Source organism: Mycolicibacterium grossiae (assembly GCF_008329645.1).
GTDB lineage: Bacteria > Actinomycetota > Actinomycetes > Mycobacteriales > Mycobacteriaceae > Mycobacterium > Mycobacterium grossiae.
The window spans coordinates 1,310,585-1,331,301 of sequence record NZ_CP043474.1 but is presented as its reverse complement, the minus strand read 5'-3'; the positions used below and the strand labels follow the sequence as shown (position 1 = coordinate 1,331,301).

Below are 20,717 nucleotides of genomic sequence, written 5' to 3'. Positions count from 1 at the left end.
ATGACTGACACCACCCTGCCGCCGGGCGACGAGACCGGCGACCGGATCGAACCGGTCGACATCCAGCAGGAGATGCAGCGCAGCTACATCGACTACGCGATGAGCGTGATCGTCGGCCGCGCCCTGCCGGAGGTCCGCGACGGCCTCAAGCCCGTGCACCGCCGCGTGCTCTACGCCATGTACGACTCGGGCTTCCGGCCCGACCGGGGCCACGCGAAGTCCGCGCGGTCGGTGGCCGAGACGATGGGCAACTACCACCCACACGGCGACGCGTCGATCTACGACACCCTGGTGCGCATGGCGCAGCCGTGGTCGCTGCGCTACCCGCTCGTCGACGGGCAGGGCAACTTCGGCTCGCCGGGCAACGACCCGCCAGCCGCCATGCGCTACACCGAGGCGCGGCTCACCCCGCTCGCGATGGAGATGCTGCGCGAAATCGACGAGGAGACCGTCGATTTCATCCCGAACTACGACGGCCGGGTGCAGGAACCGACCGTGCTGCCGAGCCGGTTCCCCAACCTGCTCGCCAACGGATCGGGTGGCATCGCGGTCGGCATGGCGACCAACATCCCGCCGCACAACCTCCGCGAGCTGGCCGAGGCCGTGTACTGGTGCCTGGAGAACCACGAAGCGGACGAGGAGGCGACGCTCGCCGCCGTGTGCGAGCGGGTCAAGGGTCCGGACTTCCCCACGCACGGCCTGATCGTCGGCTCGCAGGGAATCCAGGACACCTACAACACCGGGCGCGGATCGATCCGCATGCGCGGCGTGGTCGAGATCGAGGAGGACAGCCGCGGTCGCACGTCGATCGTCATCACCGAGCTGCCGTACCAGGTCAACCACGACAACTTCATCACGTCCATCGCCGAGCAGGTGCGCGACGGGAAACTGGCCGGCATCTCCAACATCGAGGACCAGTCCAGTGACCGCGTGGGTCTGCGCATCGTCGTGGAACTCAAGCGCGACGCCGTCGCGAAGGTCGTGCTGAACAACCTCTACAAGCACACCCAGCTGCAGACGAGCTTCGGCGCCAACATGCTGTCGATCGTCGACGGCGTGCCGCGCACGCTGCGCCTGGATCAGATGATCCGGTACTACGTCGAGCATCAGCTCGACGTCATCGTGCGGCGCACGCGCTACCGGCTGCGCAAGGCCAACGAGCGGGCCCACATCCTGCGTGGTCTGGTCAAGGCGCTCGATGCGCTCGACGAGGTCATCGCGCTGATCCGGGCGTCGGCGAGTGCCGACGTCGCGCGCACCGGCCTGATGGACCTGCTCGACGTCGACGAGATCCAGGCACAGGCGATCCTCGACATGCAGCTGCGCCGCCTCGCGGCGCTGGAACGGCAGCGCATCGTCGACGACCTCGCCAAGATCGAGGCCGAGATCGCCGACCTCGAGGACATCCTCGCCAAGCCGGAGCGGCAGCGATCGATCGTCCGCGACGAACTGCAGGAGATCGCCGACAAGTACGGCGACGACCGCCGCACCCGCATCGTGCCCGCCGACGGCGAGGTGAGCGACGAGGACCTCATCGCCCGCGAGGACGTCGTCGTCACGATCACCGAGACCGGGTACGCCAAGCGCACCAAGACCGACCTCTACCGCAGCCAGAAGCGCGGCGGCAAGGGCGTGCAGGGCGCGGGTCTCAAGGCCGACGACATCGTCAACCACTTCTTCGTCTGCTCCACCCACGACTGGATCCTGTTCTTCACCACGCAGGGCCGGGTGTACCGGGCGAAGGCCTACGAACTGCCCGAGGCGTCGCGGACGGCGCGCGGCCAGCACGTCGCGAACCTGCTGGCGTTCCAGCCAGAAGAGCGCATCGCGCAGGTCATCCAGATCAAGTCCTACGAGGACGCGCCGTATCTGGTGCTCGCCACGCGCAACGGCCTGGTGAAGAAGTCCCGGCTGGTCGACTTCGACTCCAACCGCTCGGGCGGCATCGTCGCGGTGAACCTGCGCGACGGCGACGAGCTGGTCGGCGCGGTGCTGTGCTCGGCCACCGAGGACCTGCTGCTGGTGTCGGCCAAGGGCCAGTCGATCCGCTTCTCGGCGACCGACGAGGCGCTGCGGCCGATGGGCCGGGCGACCTCGGGCGTGCAGGGCATGCGGTTCAACGAAGAGGACCAGCTGCTCTCGCTGAACGTGGTGCGCGAGGGCACGTACCTGCTGGTCGCGACGTCGGGCGGCTACGCCAAGCGCACCGCGATCGAGGAGTACAGCGCCCAGGGCCGCGGCGGCAAGGGCATCCTGACGATTCAGTACGACCGTCGGCGTGGCACGCTGGTCGGGGCGTTGATCGTCGATGACGACACCGAGCTGTACGCGATCACCTCCGGCGGCGGAGTGATCCGGACCGGGGCCCGTCAGGTGCGCAAGGCTGGTCGCCAGACCAAGGGCGTGCGCTTGATGAACCTCGGGGACGGCGACACACTGATTGCCATCGCGCGCAACGCCGACGAAGATGCGGCGGAGGAGCTCGCTGACAGCGGGTCGTCCGACGAGACATGAGGAGCCGAGCGTGAGTTCACCGAACGACCCGGGGCGCCCCCGCGCGGGTGACGGGCCAGGAAGTGCCAACGGCTCGACGAACGGCGCGACCGATGCCGGCCGGACCGCCGGTGCGCAGCGCAGCGGTGCCCCCGGCGAACAACACGGCGAGGTGCCGCCCTGGCAGCGGGGCGGTGCCCGCACCCGCCCCGAACAGCGGCCGGGCGAGCAGCGACCCGGCGAGGGGCAGCAGGCCGAGGGTGACCGCGCCGGGCATGCACCCGGCGTGGACGCCCGGATCAACCGCTTCATGGGGGGCGGTGCCGCAACGCCGTCCGGGCACCGCGACACCGCGCCCGTCCGCGAGGCGGCTCCGGTCCGCGAGGCCGCGCGGGAGACCGCCCCGGTCCGCGGGTCCGACGCGCCGCAGCCGGCCCGCGCCGATGCCAGTCGGGAGACCCGTTCGGAGACCCGTTCGGAGAACTACGCCAGCGAGCTGCCCGACCTGTCCGGTCCGCCGCGCCCGGCCGCCCGCAAGCCGGCTGCCGAGAGGCCGGCGTCGGACGCCGGCCAGCGGCCGGTGCCGCGTCCCCCGGTGAACCGGTCCCATGGCGGTCCGGTGCGCGCCAGCATGCAGGTGCGCCGGTTCGACCCGTGGAGCGTCTTGAAGGTCTCGCTGGTCCTGTCGGTCGCGCTGTTCTTCGTGTGGATGATCGCCGTGGCGTTCCTCTACCTGGTGCTCGGTGGCATGGGCGTGTGGACCAAGCTGAACAGCAACGTGGGTGACCTGCTGACCAGCGCCAGTGGCAGCGGCGGCGAACTCGTCTCCAGCGGCACGATCTTCGGTGGCGCCGCGCTCATCGGCCTGGTCAACATCGTCCTGTTGACCGCCATGGCGACCGCCGCGGCCTTCATCTACAACCTCACGACCGACCTCGTCGGCGGCATCGAGGTGACGCTCGCCGACCGGGACTGAGGCCGCTGGGGGGCCCGGCGTTCTGCCGGTTTGGGAGCGGGGCCCCGCTTGCGGTAATCTCGCTCGGTCGCATGCGACGACGGGCCTATAGCTCAGGCGGTTAGAGCGCTTCGCTGATAACGAAGAGGTCGGAGGTTCGAGTCCTCCTAGGCCCACGGTGTTCCTTCGAGGAAGGTGTGCTGTGAAGCGGTTGGTCCTGCTGGCCGCCATCGTGGCGGGTGTGATCGTCCTCCGGTCCCACTCCCAGTTCGAGGTGTGGCACGTAGTTGCCGGAGATGCCGCCGATCAGCCCGCCGAAACCACGGGGCCTTAGCTCAGTTGGTAGAGCGCTGCCTTTGCAAGGCAGATGTCAGGAGTTCGAATCTCCTAGGCTCCACAGAGATTCACAGCCGGATTCGCTGCAGGATGCACAGCCGGCCCGAGGCCGGCCTCACGGCTTCGGCGTGACGTCCACACTCGGCGGCAGCGGCGACGGGTCGGGCTGGGTCGAGCGTCGCACGATCGAGAACGTGACGGCGCCGACGGCGAGGACCGCAACCCCGGCCGCAGCGAGTACCACCGGACGTGGCCGGCGTCGGACCTTGCGCGACGTCCGCACCGACGCCGGCAGTGCGCCCGGCAGCGCGGCGATGGCCTCCTGTGCGGCGGTGAGCTCCGCAACCAGCGCCTCCCGGGCCGCCTCCAGGTCGCGGCGCACCGCACCGCTGCGGTAGCGGTCACGCAGCCACGCCGCCGACGAGCCGGCCGACTGCACGCCGAGACCGACGGCACCGCGCGTCACGTCGAGCGGCCCGACCGCCGAGTAAGTCAACCCACGGGCGAGGCGCTGGCGGGGCGTCAACGTGGCGACGGACTTCGTTCGGCTCATGGCTCTCGATCCCTCTGCGGTCGGTTGGGGCGGGTCTTCCGGCGACCACCGTACCCAGCGGGGTGGCCGCGGAGTGCAGAACGCGCGCCGCCGTTTGCATGCCCCGGCCCCGGGTAGCGGGACGTCATGACGCAGACGACTCGGAAACCACTCGCCTTGGTCACGGGCGCTTCGAACGGCATCGGATTGGAACTCGCCAAGCAGTTCGCGCGGCACGGCTACGACCTGGTGGTGGCCGCCGAGGACGCCGGCATCGAGGAGGTGCCAGCGAAGCTCGCCGACACCCCGGCCGCCGTGCGGACCGTGCGCACCGACCTGCGCAAGCCGAACGAGGTCGAGAAGCTCTGGGCAACCACGGTCGCCGAGGGACGTCCGGTCGCGGCCGCTGCGTTGAATGCCGGTGTGGGCATGGGCCGCTCGTTCGTCGACAGCGACCTGAAGGACGACCTCGACGTCGTCGACCTCAACGTCCGCTCCACCGTGCACCTGGCGAAGCTGGTCCTCGACGACATGGCCGCCCGCAACGAAGGCAAGGTGCTGTTCACCTCGTCGGTGGCGTCGATGATGCCGGGGTCTTACCAGTCGGTGTACAACGCGTCGAAGTCGTTCATCCAGTCGTTCAGCGAAGCCGTCCGCGACGAACTGCGCGGCACCGACGTGACGGTGACGGCGCTCATGCCCGGTCCGACGGACACGAATTTCTTCCACCGCGCCAAGCTCGACGACACCATCGTCGGGAAGATGTCCGGCAAGGACGACCCGGCGCAGGTCGCGCGACAGGGTTTCCAGGCGCTGATGCGCGGTGATGCGAAGGTCGTCGGCGGATCGCTGAGTTCCAAGGTGATGGGTACCGTCAGCCGCGTGCTGCCCGATGCCGTGAAAGCCGTTGGCAGTCGGGTGATCTCGAAGCCGCGCGGTTAGACGCCGGGGCTCGCCACCGGTTCGTTCACCGTGGCGCGCTCCCGTACCAGCCGTGCGAGCAGCAGCAGCGACTGCGCGGACGGCGAACACTCCGCGACGGTGCTGATGGACAGCGACTGGTCCGGGGTGCGCGTCACCGCGAGGTTCTGCTGGGTCACCGTCAGCGGCCCGACCAGCGGATGGCGCAGCTCGTAGGTCTCTGCCTCGCAGGGCTTGACGCGATGATCGCGCCACAGCGTCACGAACTCCGGGCTCTTCATCGACAACTCCCCCACCAGCTCGGCCAGCGCAGCGTCGTCGGGGAACCGGCCGGCCATCAGGCGCAGATAGCCCGCCAGCGTCCGGGATTTGCGCTGCCAGTCCACGTACAGATCGCGCACGTGCGGATCGAGGAACACCAGCCGAACCATGTTGGGACGCTCGGCCGGACGGTCCGGCGCCGACCGGTCGAGGTGGCCGGCCACCAGCGCATGGCCCATGTCGTTCCACGCCAGGACGTCGGCTCGGCGACCGAGCACCACGGCGGGTACGTCACCGAGGCTCCGCAGCAGGTCCCGGGTGGCGTCGTCGACGCGCTCGCCGGGCGGGCGGCGCATGCGCGGCGGCCGGGCCGCGGCGAGGGTATGCAGATGTCGCCTCTCGTGCTCGTCGAGCGCCAAGGCATCGGCCAGGGCATCGAGGACTGCCGGTGAGGCGTTCGACGACTGCCCCTGCTCCAGCCGGGTGTAATAGGAGACGCTCACGCCAGCGAGCTGTGCCACCTCCTCACGGCGCAGGCCCGCCACCCGCCGCCGGTCCGGTGCGAAGCGCAGGCCGACGTCGTCCGGGTGCAACCGGGCGCGGCGGGCGCTGAGGAACTCCCCGAGGGTCGCGTGCTGCATGCCTCCACGATGCCCGCTCGGCGCGACGGGAGGGTAACCCTGACGGGGGTGGGCACGTCCGGGGCTGGTTCCCTCCCACGGGCCGGCGTCACGCTGATCGGCATGGACCAGATCGTGCTGGGCGACGTCAGCGTCACCCGCGTCATGGAGTACTTCGGCTCGGTGGAGCTGTCGCCGGCCACCTTCTTCCCGGACAGCCGGCCGGGCGCCTGGGAGGCCGACTGGTTGGCACCGGACTTCTACGACCCGACGCGCGACGTCTGCGTGTCGGCAATCCAGACGTGGCTGCTGCGCAGTGAGGGCCGCACGATCCTGGTCGACACCGGCGTCGGCAACGGCAAGGACCGGCCCGCCTCACCGGTGTGGCATCACCTCCAGACCGACTACCTGGACAACCTCGCCCGCGCGGGCGTCACGCCCGAGGACGTCGACGTCGTCGTCAACACCCACCTGCACAACGATCACGTCGGGTGGAACACCCGGTGGGACGGCGACGCGTGGGTGCCGACGTTCCCCCGCGCGACGTATCTGATGCCGCGTCCCGACTTCGAGTACTGGGACCCGGCCGGCGGACGCGCCGACGCGTTGAGCCCCGAGCACCGGAACGTGTTCGGCGACAGTGTCGCTCCCGTCGCGAACGCCGGTCTCGTCCAGCTCTGGGACGGCACGCTCGACCTGGACGCGAACCTGCGGCTCGCGCTCACGCCCGGTCACACACCGGGATCGTCGATGCTCACCCTCGCGTCCGGGAGCGATCGCGCGGTCTTCGTGGGCGATCTGCTGCACACCCCTCTGCAGTTCCACGCACCGGAGGTCAACAGCTGCTTCTGCGTCGACCCGGTTCTGGCACGCGCCACCCGGCGCCGCGTCCTCGGCCGCGCAGCCGACACCAACACCCTCGTCTTCCCGGCGCATCTCGGCGGTCACGGCGGCGCGGAGATCGGCCGCCGCGGTGAGGGCTTCACGATCACGCGCTGGGCCCCCTTCGGGAGGCTGACCGATGCCTGAACCGATCATCAGCACGACCAGCGGGCGGATTCGCGGAACCGAGCGCGACGGCGTGCTGCGCTTCCGCGGCGTGCCCTACGCGGCGGCGCCGGTCGGCGCCGCGAGGTTCGCCGCACCAGCACCGCGGCCGGGATGGAGCGGCGTGCGCGACGCCACCGTGCCCGGCCCGACGGCGCCTCAGGCGCGCCGCGACGGGTTCGGCGCGCTCGATGCGTCCCCGCTGTTCGTGGTGTCCGACCTCAGCCCGGACTACCTGACGGTGAACGTGTGGGCGCCGCGCGGCGAATCACGCTGTCCAGTAATGGTGTTCGTGCACGGCGGAGGGTTCCTGTCCGGCTCGACGCGGTCGCCGCTGTACGACGGCGCGGCGTTCGCGCGCGACGGCATCGTCTTCGTCTCCGTCACCTACCGGCTCGGCCTCATCGGCTTCCTCGACCTCCCCGACGCGCCGTCGAACCGGGGCCTGCTCGACGTTCTCGCCGCGCTGCGGTGGGTCCGCGCGAACGCCGAGGCGTTCGGCGGCGACCCCGGCAACGTCACGCTGTTCGGTCAATCGGCCGGAGCCACCCTCACCACGGCGGCCATGACCACGCCCGGTGCCGGTGATCTGGTGCGCCGTGTCATCGTGCAGAGCGGCAACCCCACCGGCGCCTTCGACCCCGAGCAGGCCGCGCGGGTCACCCACCGTGCGGGCACGCTGCTGGACTCGCCGCCCACGGCGGAGATGCTGGCGGCCCGCTCCGACGACGACCTGGTGGCACTCGGGGCGGCGCTCACCGGCACCGAAGTCCGGACACCCACGCACATCGACCCCCTGGCCGGCCTGAGCCCGTTCGCCCTCGTCCTCGACCGGCAGCCCGCCGAGGCGGTGGCCGCCGGCGTGGGTGCCGACGTGCCGGTGCTGATCGGGACCAACGACGACGAGGGCCACCTCTACCTGGCACCGCACGGCCTCCTCGCGACGTCCACCGAGGACGACGTCCGTGCGTTGGCGGCGCGGACGTCGCTCGACCCGCAGGGCGTGATCGATCGGATCCGGGCGGGCAGGCCGGGCGCGAGCTGGGGCGAGGTGCGGTCGGCGCTCCTGGGCGAGGCGCTGTTCGGCGCCGGCACACGACGACTGGTCGATGCGCACGCCCGGCGTGCGGCGGCGCCGCGGCACGAATACCGGTTCGGCTGGCGGTCGTCGGCGCTGGACGGCACCCTCGGCGCGGCGCACACCGTCGAGCTCCCCTTCGTCTTCGACCGCCTGAGCGTGCCGGCGCTGCGCGGCCCGCGCGGATTGCTCGGACCGGACGAGCCACCCGTTGCGCTGGCCGACGCCATGCACGGCGCCTGGGTGTCCTACGCGCGTACCGGCGACCCGGGGTGGGACGGTCTCCGGCGCTTCGACGGCTGAGGCGTCACACCGTCACCGAGGAGCCCCGGGTGAGTTCGAGGATGCGGTCGGCCATGCCCCGGCGCACCATCTCCTCGGTGAATTCGCCCAAGCCGGAGGTGAAGACGGAGTAGTCGTCGAAGTGGACCGGAATCACCAGCGGCAGCTTCAGCCGCTCCACGGCCTCGGCGCCCTGCCGGGCGTCCATCGTGACGGTGAGGCCGAACGGCAGGCGGTCACCGGCGGGGATGCGCGTGCCGCCGAGGTGCAGGATGCCGGCGTTGATGGCGGAGAACCGCAACGGGATCTCGTGCAGTTCGTCGATCAGCAGGGTGTCCCCCGAGATGTACAGACGGCGGCTGACCGTGCCGTCGGTCGGACCGATCTCGAGCATCGTGCCCATCACCGGCGGCAGGAGGCGCTCGGCCCACACCGGGGCGTGCCGACCGGGCAGCGACGTCGCGACGATGCGGCTGCGCTCGCCGTGCAGGGTGTACGACTGCCACGTCCCCAGCCCCAGAGCGCGGTGAAAGCCGCGGTGCCGCAGGCGTTTGGCCGCGTGCGGCGTCGTGATGATCGGCAGTGCGTGGTCCAGGCCGCGCTGCGCCACGCGGTCCCAGTGATCGCCGTGCATGTGCGACAGCACGACGGCGTCCAGCGGCGGCAACTGCTCGAGGGACAGCGCGGGCTCGACCAGGCGCTTGGACACCAGGCCGTGGCCCAGATAGGCGTGCTGGCCGCGGTGCAGGAAGTTGGGGTCGGTCAGGATCGTCAGGTCGCCGGTGGAGACGAGTGTCGTGGCATTGCCGACGAACGTCACGGTGACCGTGGTGGCCGAGCCGTCGGGATCGGTGGCGTGTCCGGTGGTGACGTCCCGTCCGGGAGCCGTCGGGTCTTCGGAGGTCATCGACGGCCACTACCCGGTCACGGCGGCGTCATGCGTCGAACCCCGGGGCGGGAGTCGTGCGGGGGGCACGTCACCCGGCCGAGCGCGAGTGGCAGACTGAGAACCCGTGACGAGCCCCATTCAGACCGCAACCGCGACCCTGCACACGAACCGCGGCGACATCAAGATCGCCCTGTTCGGCAACCACGCCCCCAAGACCGTCGCCAACTTCGTCGGACTGGCTCAGGGCACCAAGGACTACAGCACCGAGAACGCCACCGGCGGTGCGTCCGGTCCGTTCTACGATGGCGCCGTCTTCCACCGCGTCATCGCCGGCTTCATGATCCAGGGCGGCGACCCGACGGGCACCGGCCGTGGCGGGCCGGGCTACCAGTTCGACGACGAGTTCCACCCGGAACTGCAGTTCGACAAGCCCTACCTGCTGGCCATGGCCAACGCCGGCCCCGGCACCAACGGCTCGCAGTTCTTCATCACGGTCGGCAAGACGCCGCACCTGAACCGCCGGCACACCATCTTCGGCGAGGTCGTCGACCCGGAGTCGCAGAAGGTCGTGGACGCCATCGCCACCACCGACACCGACCACGGCGACCGCCCCACCGAGCCGGTGGTCATCGAATCGGTCACCATCTCCTGATGCCTCCGACCCCGGGCGCCTAGCGCGCCCGGGTCTCCGGCACGTACCCGGCCTCGGTCAGCACGTCGAGGACGGCGAGCGGTTCGGCCCCCAAATGCCACCGCGTGAACACCAGCAGGTCGTCATCCGGCGTGGTGTCGATCTCCAATAGTCTGACTTTGCGGCCGATCCTGCGGAACTCCGTGATGCGTACGGCGGCGAGGTCCGCGCGGCGCAGTGTCCGCGTGCGAAACCACCCGCGGACCACGAGGCCGTCGGCGCCGATTGCCAGTTTGGGCCGCGCCCGCCACGACAGCACGGCGAACGCCACCAAGCCGATGCCCGCCACACTCGCGAGGAAGCGTCCCGGCACGTCTGTGACCAGGGTCACAGCAGCGATCAGCAGCACGACGCCCAGCAGTCCACAGACGACGACGGCCGCGGGCCGCGGGCCCCACTCGGTTTGCTGCACGGGCTATGCACACCCTCTCACCAAGGCCGATGTCGTTATCCACATGCGCTATCCCCAATGGGGATGAATCACATCGATGTGATTGGGTGACGAGCGGGTTGCGAAACGGAGAACGCGCACGTGACGAATCAGCGCCACCGCATGGTGAGCAGCAGCCCGGTGATCATGAAGGCGAAGGCGATCGCGTAGTTCCACTGCGCGAGGTCGGCCATCCAGGTGAGGAAGCCCGGGGCGTCGACGGGGTTGGTGGCGGCGAGCTGGAATACCAGCAGCCACACCAGACCGATGAGCATGAGCCCGATGAACAGCGCCACGAACCAGGTGCTCGACGGACCAGCCTTGACCTTCACCGGAGTACGGCTCACCGGGTTGACGGTGAAGTCGTTCTTCTTGCGGACCTTCGACTTGGGCATGGGTACCTTCGGGCGTTCGGGGCTACCGCACTGGCTCGGTGCAGTGAGGTGCGACGATGGAGCTGATGCACCCAAGAGCCTAGCTCAGCGGGGCCTCGGGCCGGTACGACCGTCGAAGGGAGGGCAGCGGTGGCACACGGCGTGCGATCCGACGACACCCCCCCGCCGCGACGCTCGGTGTGGCGGTACGGCGTGCCGATCGTCTGCCTGTGCGCGGGCCTGCTGCTGGCCACCACGCACACGGTGTCCGGGGGCGGCGAGATCCGCCGCAGCGACGCTCCCCGGCTCGTCGACCTGGTCCGCGAGGCGCAGCAGTCGGTCGACCGGCTCACCGCACAGCGCGATGCCCTCGTCGGGGAGGTCGACAATCACCACGGCGGTTCCCCGAGCGCCGACGCGGCGCTGACGGTGATCACCGGCCGCGCGGACACCCTGGCCGTCGACGCGGGCGTGGCGCCCCTACGCGGACCGGGTCTCGTCGTCACGCTGAACGACGCCCAGCGCGATGCCGAGGGGCGCTTCCCCGGCGATGCGTCCCCGGACGACCTGGTGGTGCACCAGCAGGACGTCCAGGCGGTGCTCAACGCGCTGTGGAGCGCCGGTGCCGAGGGCATCCAGATGCAGGATCAGCGCATCATCGGCACCTCCGCGCCGCGCTGCGTCGGGAACACGCTGCTGCTCAACGGCAGGACCTACAGCCCGCCCTACGTCATCACCGCCGTCGGCGACGTCGGCGCCATGCAGGCGGCGCTGGCCGCCGCGCCCCTGGTCACGCTGTACCGCCAGTACGTGGTGCGGTTCGGGCTCGGCTACTCCGAGGAGGCACGCGGGCGCGTCGACCTGGCCGGCTACGACGCGCCACTGCGCATGCGCTACGCCAAGCCGGCCGGTCCGCTCGGCTACTGACTTCCCGCCGGGACCCGCGTCGCCTCGCCCCAGTAACCTGGGTTGATGCAGGTTCTCGTCGTCGACAACTACGACAGCTTCGTCTTCAACCTCGTGCAGTACCTCGGTCAGCTCGGGGTGACGGCGCAGGTGTGGCGCAACGACGACGCCCGACTGGCCGACGCGGACGGCGTGGCGGGGGACTTCGACGGCGTCCTGCTGAGCCCGGGACCGGGCACCCCGGAGCGGGCCGGCGCGTCGATCGCGCTCGTCGAGGCCTGCGCGTCGTCCGCCACTCCCCTGCTCGGCGTCTGCCTGGGCCACCAGGCGATCGGCGTCGCCTTCGGCGGCACCGTCGACCGTGCGCCCGAGCTGCTGCACGGCAAGACCAGCGTCGTGCACCACGACGATCTCGGCGTGCTGCGCGGGCTGCCCGATCCGTTCACCGCCACGCGCTACCACTCGCTGACGATCCTGCCCGAGACGCTGCCCGACGAGCTGACGGCCACCGCCCACACCGAGGGTGGCGTCATCATGGCCGTGCAGCACGCCGAGCTGCCGATCCACGGCGTGCAGTTCCACCCCGAGTCGATCCTCACCGAGGGTGGCCACCGCATGCTCGCCAACTGGCTGACGCTGTGCGGCATCGCGCCCGACGAGACCCTGGTGCGTCAGCTCGAGCAGGAGGTCGCCGACACCGTCCGCGCCGCTACTGCGCGAAGCTCAGCGTGATCGGTGCCCCGAACGTGATCGGGGTGCCCGGTGCCGGGTCCTGAGTGACGACGCCGTTCGACGGCACGCCGCTGTTCTGGGCGTTGGGCAGCTTGACCAGCGTGCCCGTCCAGCCGAGGCTCGCCAACTGCGGGTAGGCGTCGTCCCAGAACTGGCCGCGCAGGTTGGGCATGAGGAACTGGTTGCCGCGCGACACCTGGATCTGAATGACGGTGTCGACCGGAACGTCCTGAAGCGCCGGCGGATTGGTGCTGACCACCTGGCCCGCCGCGCGGGTGTTGTCCACCTGCACCTGCACGAAGTTCGGGAACTCGTTCGCGCGCAGGATGTTCTCGCAGTCGGTGGCGGTCAACCCGGCGCAGTCCGGCACGCCCTTGCTGCCCGGCCCACTGCCCACGATGAGGATGATCTGGTTCGTGATCGCGGACGTCGAGTTGGCCGGCGGGCTGGTCTCCAGCACGCGGCCCTTCTGTTCCGGCAGCGACGCCGACTCGGTCACCTTGATGTTGGTGAACTCCTCTTCGCGGAGCCGCGCGCTGGCCTGCTCCGGCGTCATGGTCTTGACGTCCGGGACGACCTTCTGCTCGGGCCCCGACGAGACCTTGATGACGATGAGGTCGCCCGCCGCGACGGCGGTGCCCGACTCGGGATCGGTGCCGATCACCTGCCCGGGCAGGACCTTGCTGTCGGCCTGTTCGTCGGTACGGGTCTCGAAGCCGCGGTTCTGCAAGGTCGCCGTCGCGTCCTGGATCGACTGGCCGGCCACGTCGGGCACCTGTTGATCGCGTGGCGCTCCACCGATCATGTTGATCGCGACGGTGACGACCACGGTGAGCACCGCGAGCAGCGCCACGGCGATCACCCAGCGCCGGATCGACCGGTTGCGGGCGTCGTTGGGCCGGTGGGCGGGGATGCGTTCGGTGGGCGCATGCCGCCCGCCGTGGGCGGTCGCCGGCGCCGTCAGCATCGACGTCCGCTCGGCGTCGGTGAAGACCTTGGGCGCCTCGGGGGCCTCGCCGCTGTGCACGCGGATCAGGTCGGCGCGCATCTCCGCGGCCGTCTGGTAGCGGTTGTCCGGGTTCTTGGTCAGCGCCTTGAGCACCACGGCGTCGAGTTCCGGGCTGATGCCCTCGTGGCGCTGCGACGGCGGCGTCGGATCCTCGCGGACGTGCTGGTAGGCGACGGCCACGGGGGAGTCACCGACGAACGGCGGCTCGCCGGTCAGGATCTCGTAGAGCACGCAGCCCAGCGAGTACACGTCGGAGCGCGCGTCGACCTTCTCGCCGCGCGCCTGCTCGGGTGACAGGTACTGCGCGGTGCCGATGACGGCCGCGGTCTGGGTGACGCTGTTGCCGGCGTCGGCGAGCGCGCGGGCGATGCCGAAGTCCATCACCTTCACCGCGCCGGCCTTGCTGATCATGATGTTGGCGGGCTTGACGTCGCGGTGGATGATGCCGTGCTGGTGGCTGAAGTTCAGCGCCTGGCAGGCGTCGGCGATGATCTCGATCGCCCGCCGGGTGGGGATCGGGCCCTCGGTGTGGACGATGTCGCGCAGCGTCACGCCGTCCACGTACTCCATGACGATGTAGGGCAGCGGACCGTTGGCCGTCTCGGCTTCGCCGGTGTCGTACACCGCGACGATCGCCGGGTGGTTCAGCGCGGCGGCGTTCTGCGCCTCGCGACGGAACCGCAGATAGAAGCTCGGGTCGCGGGCGAGGTCGGCGCGCAGCACCTTGACCGCGACGTCGCGGTGCAGCCGGACGTCGCGGGCGATGTGAACCTCGGACATGCCGCCGAACCCGAGGATCTCGCCGAGCTCGTAACGGTCTGACAGGTGTTGGGGCGTGGTCATCGGTATGTCTGTTCGTGGGGGGCGCGGGAGTGCGCCGCCACCGTCTGTACCCAAGCTTCGCCGATGTCACCCGCCGCGGTCCAATCGCGGGCCACAGGCGGTGCTGGATCCAGGTCGATTCGCGGCATCGCCGATGGTGACGGGGGTGGCGCCTCGGTGGTGATGGTGTTGGTGATCGTCGGCGGCGGGAGTTGCTGGTCCTTGCGGTCCTGCGCGTTGAGCACGATGAGGATCGCGATGACGATCGCCAGGGCGCCGAGCACGCCGGCGGCCCACAGCAGCGCCCGCTGACCCGAGGAGAAGGTGCGGCGCGGCGGCGGCGCGGGCCGGTGCGTTCCGGTGGTGGCCCGCGGGCGGGCCTGCGTCGGCGGGCGGCCGTAGTCGGCGGTCGAGCGCACCTGCGCGCTGGACGGGATGGCGGCCGGGGTGGCCCGGCCGATCGCCGGCGCCTGGTTGGGCCGCGGCGGCCGACGTCCCGCCCGCACGGCCGCGACGGCGTCGGCGAAGGCACCGCCGGTGCGGTACCGCAGGCCGGGTTCCTTCGCCAGCGTGATCTCGATCAGCTCGCGGACGTTGGGCGGCAGGTCGGCCGGCAGCGGCGCGGGCTGCTCCTTGATGTGCTTCATCGCCACCGTCAGCGCGCCGTCACCGGTGAACGGGCGGCGGCCCGAAACCGATTCGTAGCCAACGACTCCCAGCGAGTAGACGTCACTGGCGGCGGTGGCGTCCCGGCCGAGGGCCTGCTCCGGGGCGATGTACTGCGCGGTGCCCATGACCATGCCGGTCTGGGTCACCGGCGCCGCGTCGACGGCCTTGGCGATGCCGAAGTCGGTGAGCTTCACCTGGCCGGTGGGCGTGATGAGGATGTTGCCGGGCTTCACGTCGCGGTGCACCAGGCCCGCCGTGTGCGCGACCTGCAGCGCACGGCCGGTCTGCTCGAGCATGTCCAGCGCGTGCCGCAGCGACAGCCGCCCGGTGCGCTTGATGACGGCGTTGAGCGGCTCGCCGTTGACGAGCTCCATGACCAGGTAGGCGGTGCGGCCCTCGCCGTCGAGTTCGGTCTCGCCGTAGTCGTACACGCTCGCGATGCCGGGATGGTTGAGCATGGCGACCGTGCGCGCCTCGGCGCGGAAGCGCTCGACGAACTCGGGATCGGTGGAGTACTCGGCCTTGAGCACCTTGATGGCCACCTGACGGCCCAGGCGGCTGTCCAGACCCTCCCAGACCTGCCCCATGCCGCCGGTGGCGATGAGCCGCTGCAACCGGTAGCGGTCGGACAGCGTCACTCCGACGCGCGCGCTCATGATCCCTCCCGCAGCGCAGCGGCGATGGTGGCGCGGCCGATCGGCGCGGCCACTGCACCGCCCGTGGCGGACAATCGGTCGCCCCCATTCTCCACCAGGACCGCGACGGCCACCTTGGGAGCCTTGGCCGGCGCAAACGCGATGTACCAGGCGTGCGGGGGCGTGTTGCGCGGGTCCGTCCCGTGTTCGGCGGTGCCCGTCTTGGAAGCGATCTGCACGCCGGCGATGGCTCCCTTCTGCTGAGTCACCTGTTCGGCGCCAATCATCAGATCCGTCAGTGTAGTAGCGACCTGCGAAGATACCGCCCGGCGAGCCTCGGTGGGGGTCGTCGTCGCGACGTTCGACAGGTCCGGACCCCGCAGGTCCGACACCAGGTAGGGCGTCATGGCGACCCCTCCGTTGGCGACGGTGGCGGCCACCATCGCGTTCTGCAGTGGCGTGAGGGCGACGTCCTTCTGGCCGATGCTCGACATGCCGAGCGCGGCGGCGTCGCTGATGGGGCCGAGGGTCGACTCGACGACCTGAAGGGGGATCGGCACGGTCGGCTGGTCGACGCCGAACCCGCGTGCGGCCTCGCGAAGCTTGTCGGCTCCGGTGTCGATGCCCATCTGGACGAAGGCGGTGTTGCAGGAGCGGGCGAACGCCTCCCGCAGCGTGGTCGACGGGCCGCTGCCGCATGACGTGCCGCCGTAGTTCTCCAGCGTGGACGTGCTGTCCGGCAGGACGATTCGCGGTGCGGACGTCAGCTGCGTGTCCGGCGTCGCGCCGTTGGCCAGGGCGGCGGCGGTGGTGATCACCTTGAACGTCGACCCCGGCGGGTACGTCTCGGAGATGGCACGGTTCACCAGCGGTGACTCGGGATCGTCGCGCAACCGCTCCCAGGCGGCCGACTGCTCCTCGACGTCGTGCGACGCCAGCAGGTTCGGGTCGTACGAGGGGGCGGACACCATGGCCAGGATCTTTCCGGTGGACGGCTCCAGCGCGACGACCGAACCCTTGCACGGTCCGCCGCAGCCCTGGGCCATGGCGTCCCAGGCCGCCTCCTGCACGTCCGGGTTGATCGTGGTGCCGACGTTGCCGCCGCGCGGGTCGCGACCGGTGAAGAAATCGGCCAGCCGCCGGCCGAACAACCGCTCGTCGGACCCGTTGAGGATCGGGCCCTCGGCGCGCTCCAGACCGGTGCTGGAGAAGCGCAGCGAGTAGAAGCCGGTCACCGGGGCGTACGCCAGCGGGTTGGGGTAGACGCGCAGGTAGCGCAACCGCCCGTCGGTGGCCACCGAATAGGCGAGCAGCTGGCCGCCCGCGGTGATCTGGCCGCGCTGGCGGGAGTACTCGTCGAGCAGCACGCGCTGGTTGCGCGGATCCGAACGCAGCCCGTCGGCGGTGAAGACCTGGGTGAGCGTCGCGTTGCCCAGCAGCAGGATGACGAGGACCATCAGCGCGAGGGAGATACGACGCAGCGAGGTGTTCATACCTTCGAGATCACCTCCGTGCTGGCGGAGGCGATCGGCCCGGGCGTCGGACCCTTCGTGGTGATGGGCCGCCGTGCCGCGTGCGAGATGCGGATCAGGATGGCCAGCAGCACGTAGTTGGCCAGCAGCGACGATCCGCCGTAGGACATCCACGGCGTCGTGAGGCCGGTCAGCGGGATCAGCTTGGTGACGCCGCCGACCACGATGAACAGCTGGATGCCGAGCGTGGCGGCCAGGCCCGCGGCCAGCAGCTTGCCGAAGCTGTCGCGCACGGCGATCGCGGTGCGCATGCCGCGGACGATGACGATCGTGTAGAGCATCAGCACGCCGGCGAAGCCCACCAGCCCGAGTTCCTCGCCGACCGCGGCGATGATGAAGTCCGTCGACGCCGCGGGCACCGTGCCGGGCTGGCCGTTGCCCAGCCCGGTGCCGAAGATGCCGCCGGTGGCGAAGCTGAACAGCGACTGCACCATCTGATAGCCGGCACCGTCGGGATCGGCGAACGGATCGAGCCAGTTCTGCACGCGCACCCGGACGTGGCCGAAGGCGTAGTACGCCGCGACGCTGCCGATGGCGAACAGGCCGAGCCCCAGGAGCACCCAGCTGATCCGGTCGGTGGCGACGTACACCAACACCAGGAACGAGGCGTACAGCAGCAGCGAGGTGCCCAGGTCCTTCTCGAACACCATGACGCCGATCGACGCGATCCACGCGGCGAGCAGGGGAGCGAGGTCGCGCGGTCGCGGCAGGTTGAGGCCCAGCACGTGCTTGCCCGCACTGGTGAACAGGCTGCGCTTGGACACCAGCACCGATGCGAAGAACACCAGCAGCAGGATCTTCGAGAACTCGGCGGGCTGAATCGAGAAGCCGGGCAGGCGAATCCAGATCTTGGCGCCGCCCTGCTCGGACATCGACCGCGGCAGCAGCGCGGGGATCACCAGCAGCACCAGACCGGTCAACCCGCAGACGTAGCCGTACTTGGCCAGCATGCGGTGGTCGTGCAGGAAGGCGACGACCGCGGCGAACCCGATGACGCCGACCAGCGTCCAGAGCATCTGCTGGTTGGCGCTCGGTCCGGGGGCGGCCCCGGCGTCCAGCGGCGCGGTCAGGTCGAGGCGGTGGATCATGACCAGCCCCAGGCCATTCAGTAGCGCGACGATCGGCAGCAGCAGCGGATCGGCGTACGGCGCGAACCGCCGGATCGCGAGGTGCGCGCCTGCGAACAGCGCCACGTAGCCGACCAGGTACTGCAGCAGGTCCCAGCTCAGCCCCTGCTCCTGGTTCGCCTCGACGAGCAGCAGGGCCACCATCGTGATGACGGCCGCGAAGCCGAGCAGCAGCAGTTCCGCGTTGCGCCGGGTGGGCATGGGCGGAACGACGGTGACGGCGGCCTGCGGCTGGGTCGTCATGACGCGGCCCGGCAGGTGGTGCCCGGCTCCTGGGGTGAGGGAGGCAGCGCCGTGACGGTCGGGGACGGTGCGGGCGGGGGAGTGGACGCGTTGGGATCGTCGGCGGTCGGCGGCGACGTCACCGTGGTCGGGGTCTCCGGCGCCGGGCCGGGAAGGGGCCCGCGTGACGGCGAGGTGGTCGCCGGCGTCCCCGATGCGGTCGGCGTGCCGGAGGTCGACGGGGCGCCGGAGGTCGGTGGCGGCGCAGCGGTGGTCGTGGTGGCGGGGCGCGGCGGTGCGCAGATCGGCAGCAGTGAGCTGGCGGCGAGGTCGCGCAACTGGCGGATCGCGTCGTCCACCGATCCGGTCGGCAGGCCGGCGGCCACCTGCGCGCGTTCGGATTCGCGGAGGTCGCCGATCTCGAGGAGTTCGCAGTCGGTGCGGGCGTCGTCGACGCCGATGATGCGCAGCCCGTTGCGGTCGTCGAGGCAGGCCACCCGGTACGGCTCCTGCAGCGGGAAGCCCAGCAGCGAACCCTGGACGCCGCGCATGATGTAGACCGCGCCGTCGTGCTCGGCGACGTAGTAGTTGCTGCGGATCATCATCCGCCCGACGGCGAGCCCGGCCCCGATCAGCAACACCAGCAGGATCACCGCGATGAGCATCGTGCGTCGTGACCGCGGCTTCTTCGGCGGCGGTTCGGGTTCCACCGCGGGGCGCTTGGCCGGCGCGGCGCGCTTGGGGTTGAACGCCGACGCGCGGCCGGCGGCGGTATTGGGCGGCGCGGTCTGGTCGTCGTCACCGGAGACGGCGCCGGCCAGGATGGGTTGGGTCTGGCCGTAGTCGTAGTCGACGACGTCGGCGACCACCACGGTCACGTTGTCCGGGCCGCCACCGCGCAGTGCCAATTCGATGAGCCGGTCCGCACTCTCGGCGACGTCGGCGATCTGCAGCGCCTCGGCGATCGTGTCGCGGCTGACGGGGTCGGAGAGTCCGTCGGAGCACAGCAGGTAGCGGTCGCCGGCCTTGGCCTCCCGCACGATCAGCGTCGGCTCGACCTCGTGGCCGGTCAGCGCGCGCATGATCAGCGAGCGCTGCGGGTGGCTGTGCGCCTCCTCGGCGGTGATGCGGCCCTCGTCGACGAGCGTCTGGACGAACGTGTCGTCCTTCGTGATCTGGCTCAGCTCGCCGTCGCGCATCAGGTAGCCGCGGGAGTCGCCGATGTGCACGAGCCCAAGTCGATTGCCCGCGAACAGGATCGCGGTGAGGGTGGTACCCATCCCCTCCAGTTCGGGGTCGGCCTCCACGTGCGCGGCGATCGCCGCGTTGCCCTCGTGCACGGCCTCGTTGAGCTGGTTGAGCAGGTCGCCGCCGGGCTCGTCGTCGTCGAGGTGCGCGAGTGCGGCGATGACCAACTGGGACGCCACCTCGCCGGCGGCGTGGCCGCCCATGCCGTCGGCGAGTGCCAGCAGGCGGGCACCGGCGTACACCGAGTCCTCGTTGTTGGCGCGCACCAGGCCGCGGTCGCTGCGGGCGGCGTAGCGAAGGACGAGCGTCACGGGCGCAACTCGATCGCCGTCTTGCCGATCCGTACCGGCGTACCCATCGGAACCCTAACCGCCGTCGTCACCTTCGCCCTGTCGAGGTATGTGCCGTTGGTCGATCCTAGGTCTTCGACGTACCACTCGTTCCCGCGCGGCGACAGCCGTGCGTGGCGTGTCGACGCGTAGTCGTCGGTGAGCACGAGCGTGGAGTCGTCGGCGCGGCCGATCAGCACCGGCTGCGTACCGAGCGTGATGCGGGTGCCTGCCAGCGCGCCGTCGGTCACCACCAGTTGGCGCGCGACGTTGCGCTGCCGGTTGGGCAGCAGCGTGCCGCGCAGTGCGAGGCCCCGCTTGACCATCACCGCGCCGGTCGGCGCATAGAGATCGGTGCGCAGGATGCGCAGCACCGACCAGATGAACAGCCACAGCAGCAGCAGGAACCCGACACGCGTCAGCTGCAGAACCAGCCCCTGCATCCGACGTCCTCTCCGTCACCGTCCCGTTGCCGCATCACCTACGTCCCGGCCGTCGCCCGGGCGACGGCACCACCGGCTGCCGAGACCACTTCGGCACCCTCGGCAACGTCACGATACTTGCACCGTGAACGGCG

At 70.6% G+C, this 20,717-nt stretch carries 19 protein-coding genes and 2 tRNA genes; 10 read left to right on the top strand and 11 right to left on the bottom strand.

Features of this window, described 5'->3' with window-relative positions:
* From gyrA to FZ046_RS06420, 4 genes are all read left to right on the top strand, one after another.
* Positions 1-2,514 carry a DNA gyrase subunit A gene (gyrA, locus tag FZ046_RS06435; protein ID WP_070355115.1) on the top strand — a complete coding sequence of 838 codons (2,514 nt, stop codon included), beginning with the start codon at positions 1-3 and terminating at the stop codon, positions 2,512-2,514.
* A gap of 10 nt (positions 2,515-2,524) precedes the next feature.
* Positions 2,525-3,469 (top strand): DUF3566 domain-containing protein, encoded by a 945-nt coding sequence (locus FZ046_RS06430; RefSeq protein WP_070355116.1) that lies wholly within the window; start codon positions 2,525-2,527, stop codon positions 3,467-3,469.
* An 81-nt stretch (positions 3,470-3,550) separates the two neighbouring features.
* Positions 3,551-3,624, top strand: a tRNA-Ile gene (locus FZ046_RS06425).
* Between the two features lie 148 nt (positions 3,625-3,772).
* A tRNA-Ala gene (locus FZ046_RS06420) sits at positions 3,773-3,845 on the top strand.
* Positions 3,846-3,899: 54 nt separating this feature from the next.
* Here the strand turns inward: FZ046_RS06420 and cwsA are convergent.
* Complete coding sequence (gene cwsA, locus FZ046_RS06415) at positions 3,900-4,337, bottom strand: cell wall synthesis protein CwsA (protein ID WP_070355117.1); 438 nt, start codon at positions 4,335-4,337, stop codon at positions 3,900-3,902.
* A gap of 126 nt (positions 4,338-4,463) precedes the next feature.
* Between cwsA and FZ046_RS06410 the strand changes: the two genes are divergently transcribed.
* Positions 4,464-5,258 carry an SDR family NAD(P)-dependent oxidoreductase gene (locus FZ046_RS06410; RefSeq protein ID WP_070355118.1) on the top strand — a complete coding sequence of 265 codons (795 nt, stop codon included), beginning with the start codon at positions 4,464-4,466 and terminating at the stop codon, positions 5,256-5,258.
* Here the strand turns inward: FZ046_RS06410 and FZ046_RS06405 are convergent.
* Positions 5,255-6,139, bottom strand: a complete 885-nt coding sequence (locus FZ046_RS06405; protein WP_070355119.1) for a helix-turn-helix domain-containing protein — start codon at positions 6,137-6,139, stop codon at positions 5,255-5,257. The genes FZ046_RS06410 and FZ046_RS06405 overlap by 4 nt on opposite strands.
* Before the next feature lie 102 nt (positions 6,140-6,241).
* Here FZ046_RS06405 and FZ046_RS06400 point away from each other — a divergent pair, with 102 nt between their 5' ends.
* Complete coding sequence (locus FZ046_RS06400; protein WP_070355120.1) at positions 6,242-7,147, top strand: MBL fold metallo-hydrolase; 906 nt, start codon at positions 6,242-6,244, stop codon at positions 7,145-7,147.
* Positions 7,140-8,546 (top strand): carboxylesterase/lipase family protein, encoded by a 1,407-nt coding sequence (locus FZ046_RS06395; protein WP_070355121.1) that lies wholly within the window; start codon positions 7,140-7,142, stop codon positions 8,544-8,546. Before FZ046_RS06400 ends, FZ046_RS06395 begins: the two co-directional genes overlap by 8 nt.
* A 4-nt stretch (positions 8,547-8,550) precedes the next feature.
* Here the strand turns inward: FZ046_RS06395 and FZ046_RS06390 are convergent, their stop codons facing one another.
* The gene (locus FZ046_RS06390; RefSeq protein WP_083298459.1) at positions 8,551-9,432 is read right to left on the bottom strand and encodes an MBL fold metallo-hydrolase; all 882 of its coding nucleotides are present in this window, start codon (positions 9,430-9,432) and stop codon (positions 8,551-8,553) included.
* 106 nt (positions 9,433-9,538) lie between these two features.
* Between FZ046_RS06390 and FZ046_RS06385 the strand changes: the two genes are divergently transcribed.
* Positions 9,539-10,066, top strand: a complete 528-nt coding sequence (locus FZ046_RS06385) for a peptidylprolyl isomerase (protein ID WP_070355122.1) — start codon at positions 9,539-9,541, stop codon at positions 10,064-10,066.
* Between the two features lie 19 nt (positions 10,067-10,085).
* On the opposite strand, the gene FZ046_RS06380 is transcribed toward FZ046_RS06385, so the two are convergent.
* Positions 10,086-10,517, bottom strand: a complete 432-nt coding sequence (locus FZ046_RS06380; RefSeq protein ID WP_070355123.1) for a PH domain-containing protein — start codon at positions 10,515-10,517, stop codon at positions 10,086-10,088.
* Between the two features lie 128 nt (positions 10,518-10,645).
* Complete coding sequence (gene crgA / locus FZ046_RS06375) at positions 10,646-10,930, bottom strand: cell division protein CrgA (RefSeq protein WP_070355124.1); 285 nt, start codon at positions 10,928-10,930, stop codon at positions 10,646-10,648.
* A gap of 129 nt (positions 10,931-11,059) precedes the next feature.
* Here crgA and FZ046_RS06370 point away from each other — a divergent pair, with 129 nt between their 5' ends.
* The gene (locus FZ046_RS06370) at positions 11,060-11,836 is read left to right on the top strand and encodes a DUF881 domain-containing protein (RefSeq protein ID WP_246182912.1); all 777 of its coding nucleotides are present in this window, start codon (positions 11,060-11,062) and stop codon (positions 11,834-11,836) included.
* 45 nt (positions 11,837-11,881) lie between these two features.
* Positions 11,882-12,547, top strand: a complete 666-nt coding sequence (locus FZ046_RS06365; protein WP_070355125.1) for an aminodeoxychorismate/anthranilate synthase component II — start codon at positions 11,882-11,884, stop codon at positions 12,545-12,547.
* Here the strand turns inward: FZ046_RS06365 and pknB are convergent.
* The 6 genes from pknB to FZ046_RS06335 are packed head-to-tail and all read right to left on the bottom strand — an operon-like array spanning position 12,525 to position 20,583.
* Entirely contained in the window at positions 12,525-14,399 is a 1,875-nt protein-coding gene (gene pknB / locus FZ046_RS06360; protein ID WP_070355126.1) for a Stk1 family PASTA domain-containing Ser/Thr kinase, read from the bottom strand. The two genes, FZ046_RS06365 and pknB, sit on opposite strands and share 23 nt — an antisense overlap.
* Positions 14,396-15,703: a protein kinase domain-containing protein gene (locus tag FZ046_RS06355; protein WP_246182911.1), complete on the bottom strand. Its 1,308-nt coding sequence runs from the start codon at positions 15,701-15,703 to the stop codon at positions 14,396-14,398. Before FZ046_RS06355 ends, pknB begins: the two co-directional genes overlap by 4 nt.
* Positions 15,700-17,175 carry a D,D-transpeptidase PbpA gene (gene pbpA, locus FZ046_RS06350; RefSeq protein WP_070356059.1) on the bottom strand — a complete coding sequence of 492 codons (1,476 nt, stop codon included), beginning with the start codon at positions 17,173-17,175 and terminating at the stop codon, positions 15,700-15,702. Before pbpA ends, FZ046_RS06355 begins: the two co-directional genes overlap by 4 nt.
* Positions 17,172-18,584, bottom strand: a complete 1,413-nt coding sequence (locus tag FZ046_RS06345; protein WP_070356058.1) for a peptidoglycan glycosyltransferase RodA — start codon at positions 18,582-18,584, stop codon at positions 17,172-17,174. The genes pbpA and FZ046_RS06345 overlap by 4 nt, the downstream gene beginning before the upstream one ends.
* The gene (locus FZ046_RS06340; RefSeq protein ID WP_070356057.1) at positions 18,581-20,122 is read right to left on the bottom strand and encodes a PP2C family protein-serine/threonine phosphatase; all 1,542 of its coding nucleotides are present in this window, start codon (positions 20,120-20,122) and stop codon (positions 18,581-18,583) included. Before FZ046_RS06340 ends, FZ046_RS06345 begins: the two co-directional genes overlap by 4 nt.
* A complete protein-coding gene (locus FZ046_RS06335) occupies positions 20,119-20,583 on the bottom strand; it encodes an FHA domain-containing protein FhaB/FipA (protein WP_070356056.1) in 465 nt (154 codons plus the stop codon). Before FZ046_RS06335 ends, FZ046_RS06340 begins: the two co-directional genes overlap by 4 nt.
* Positions 20,584-20,717 lie beyond the last annotated feature (134 nt).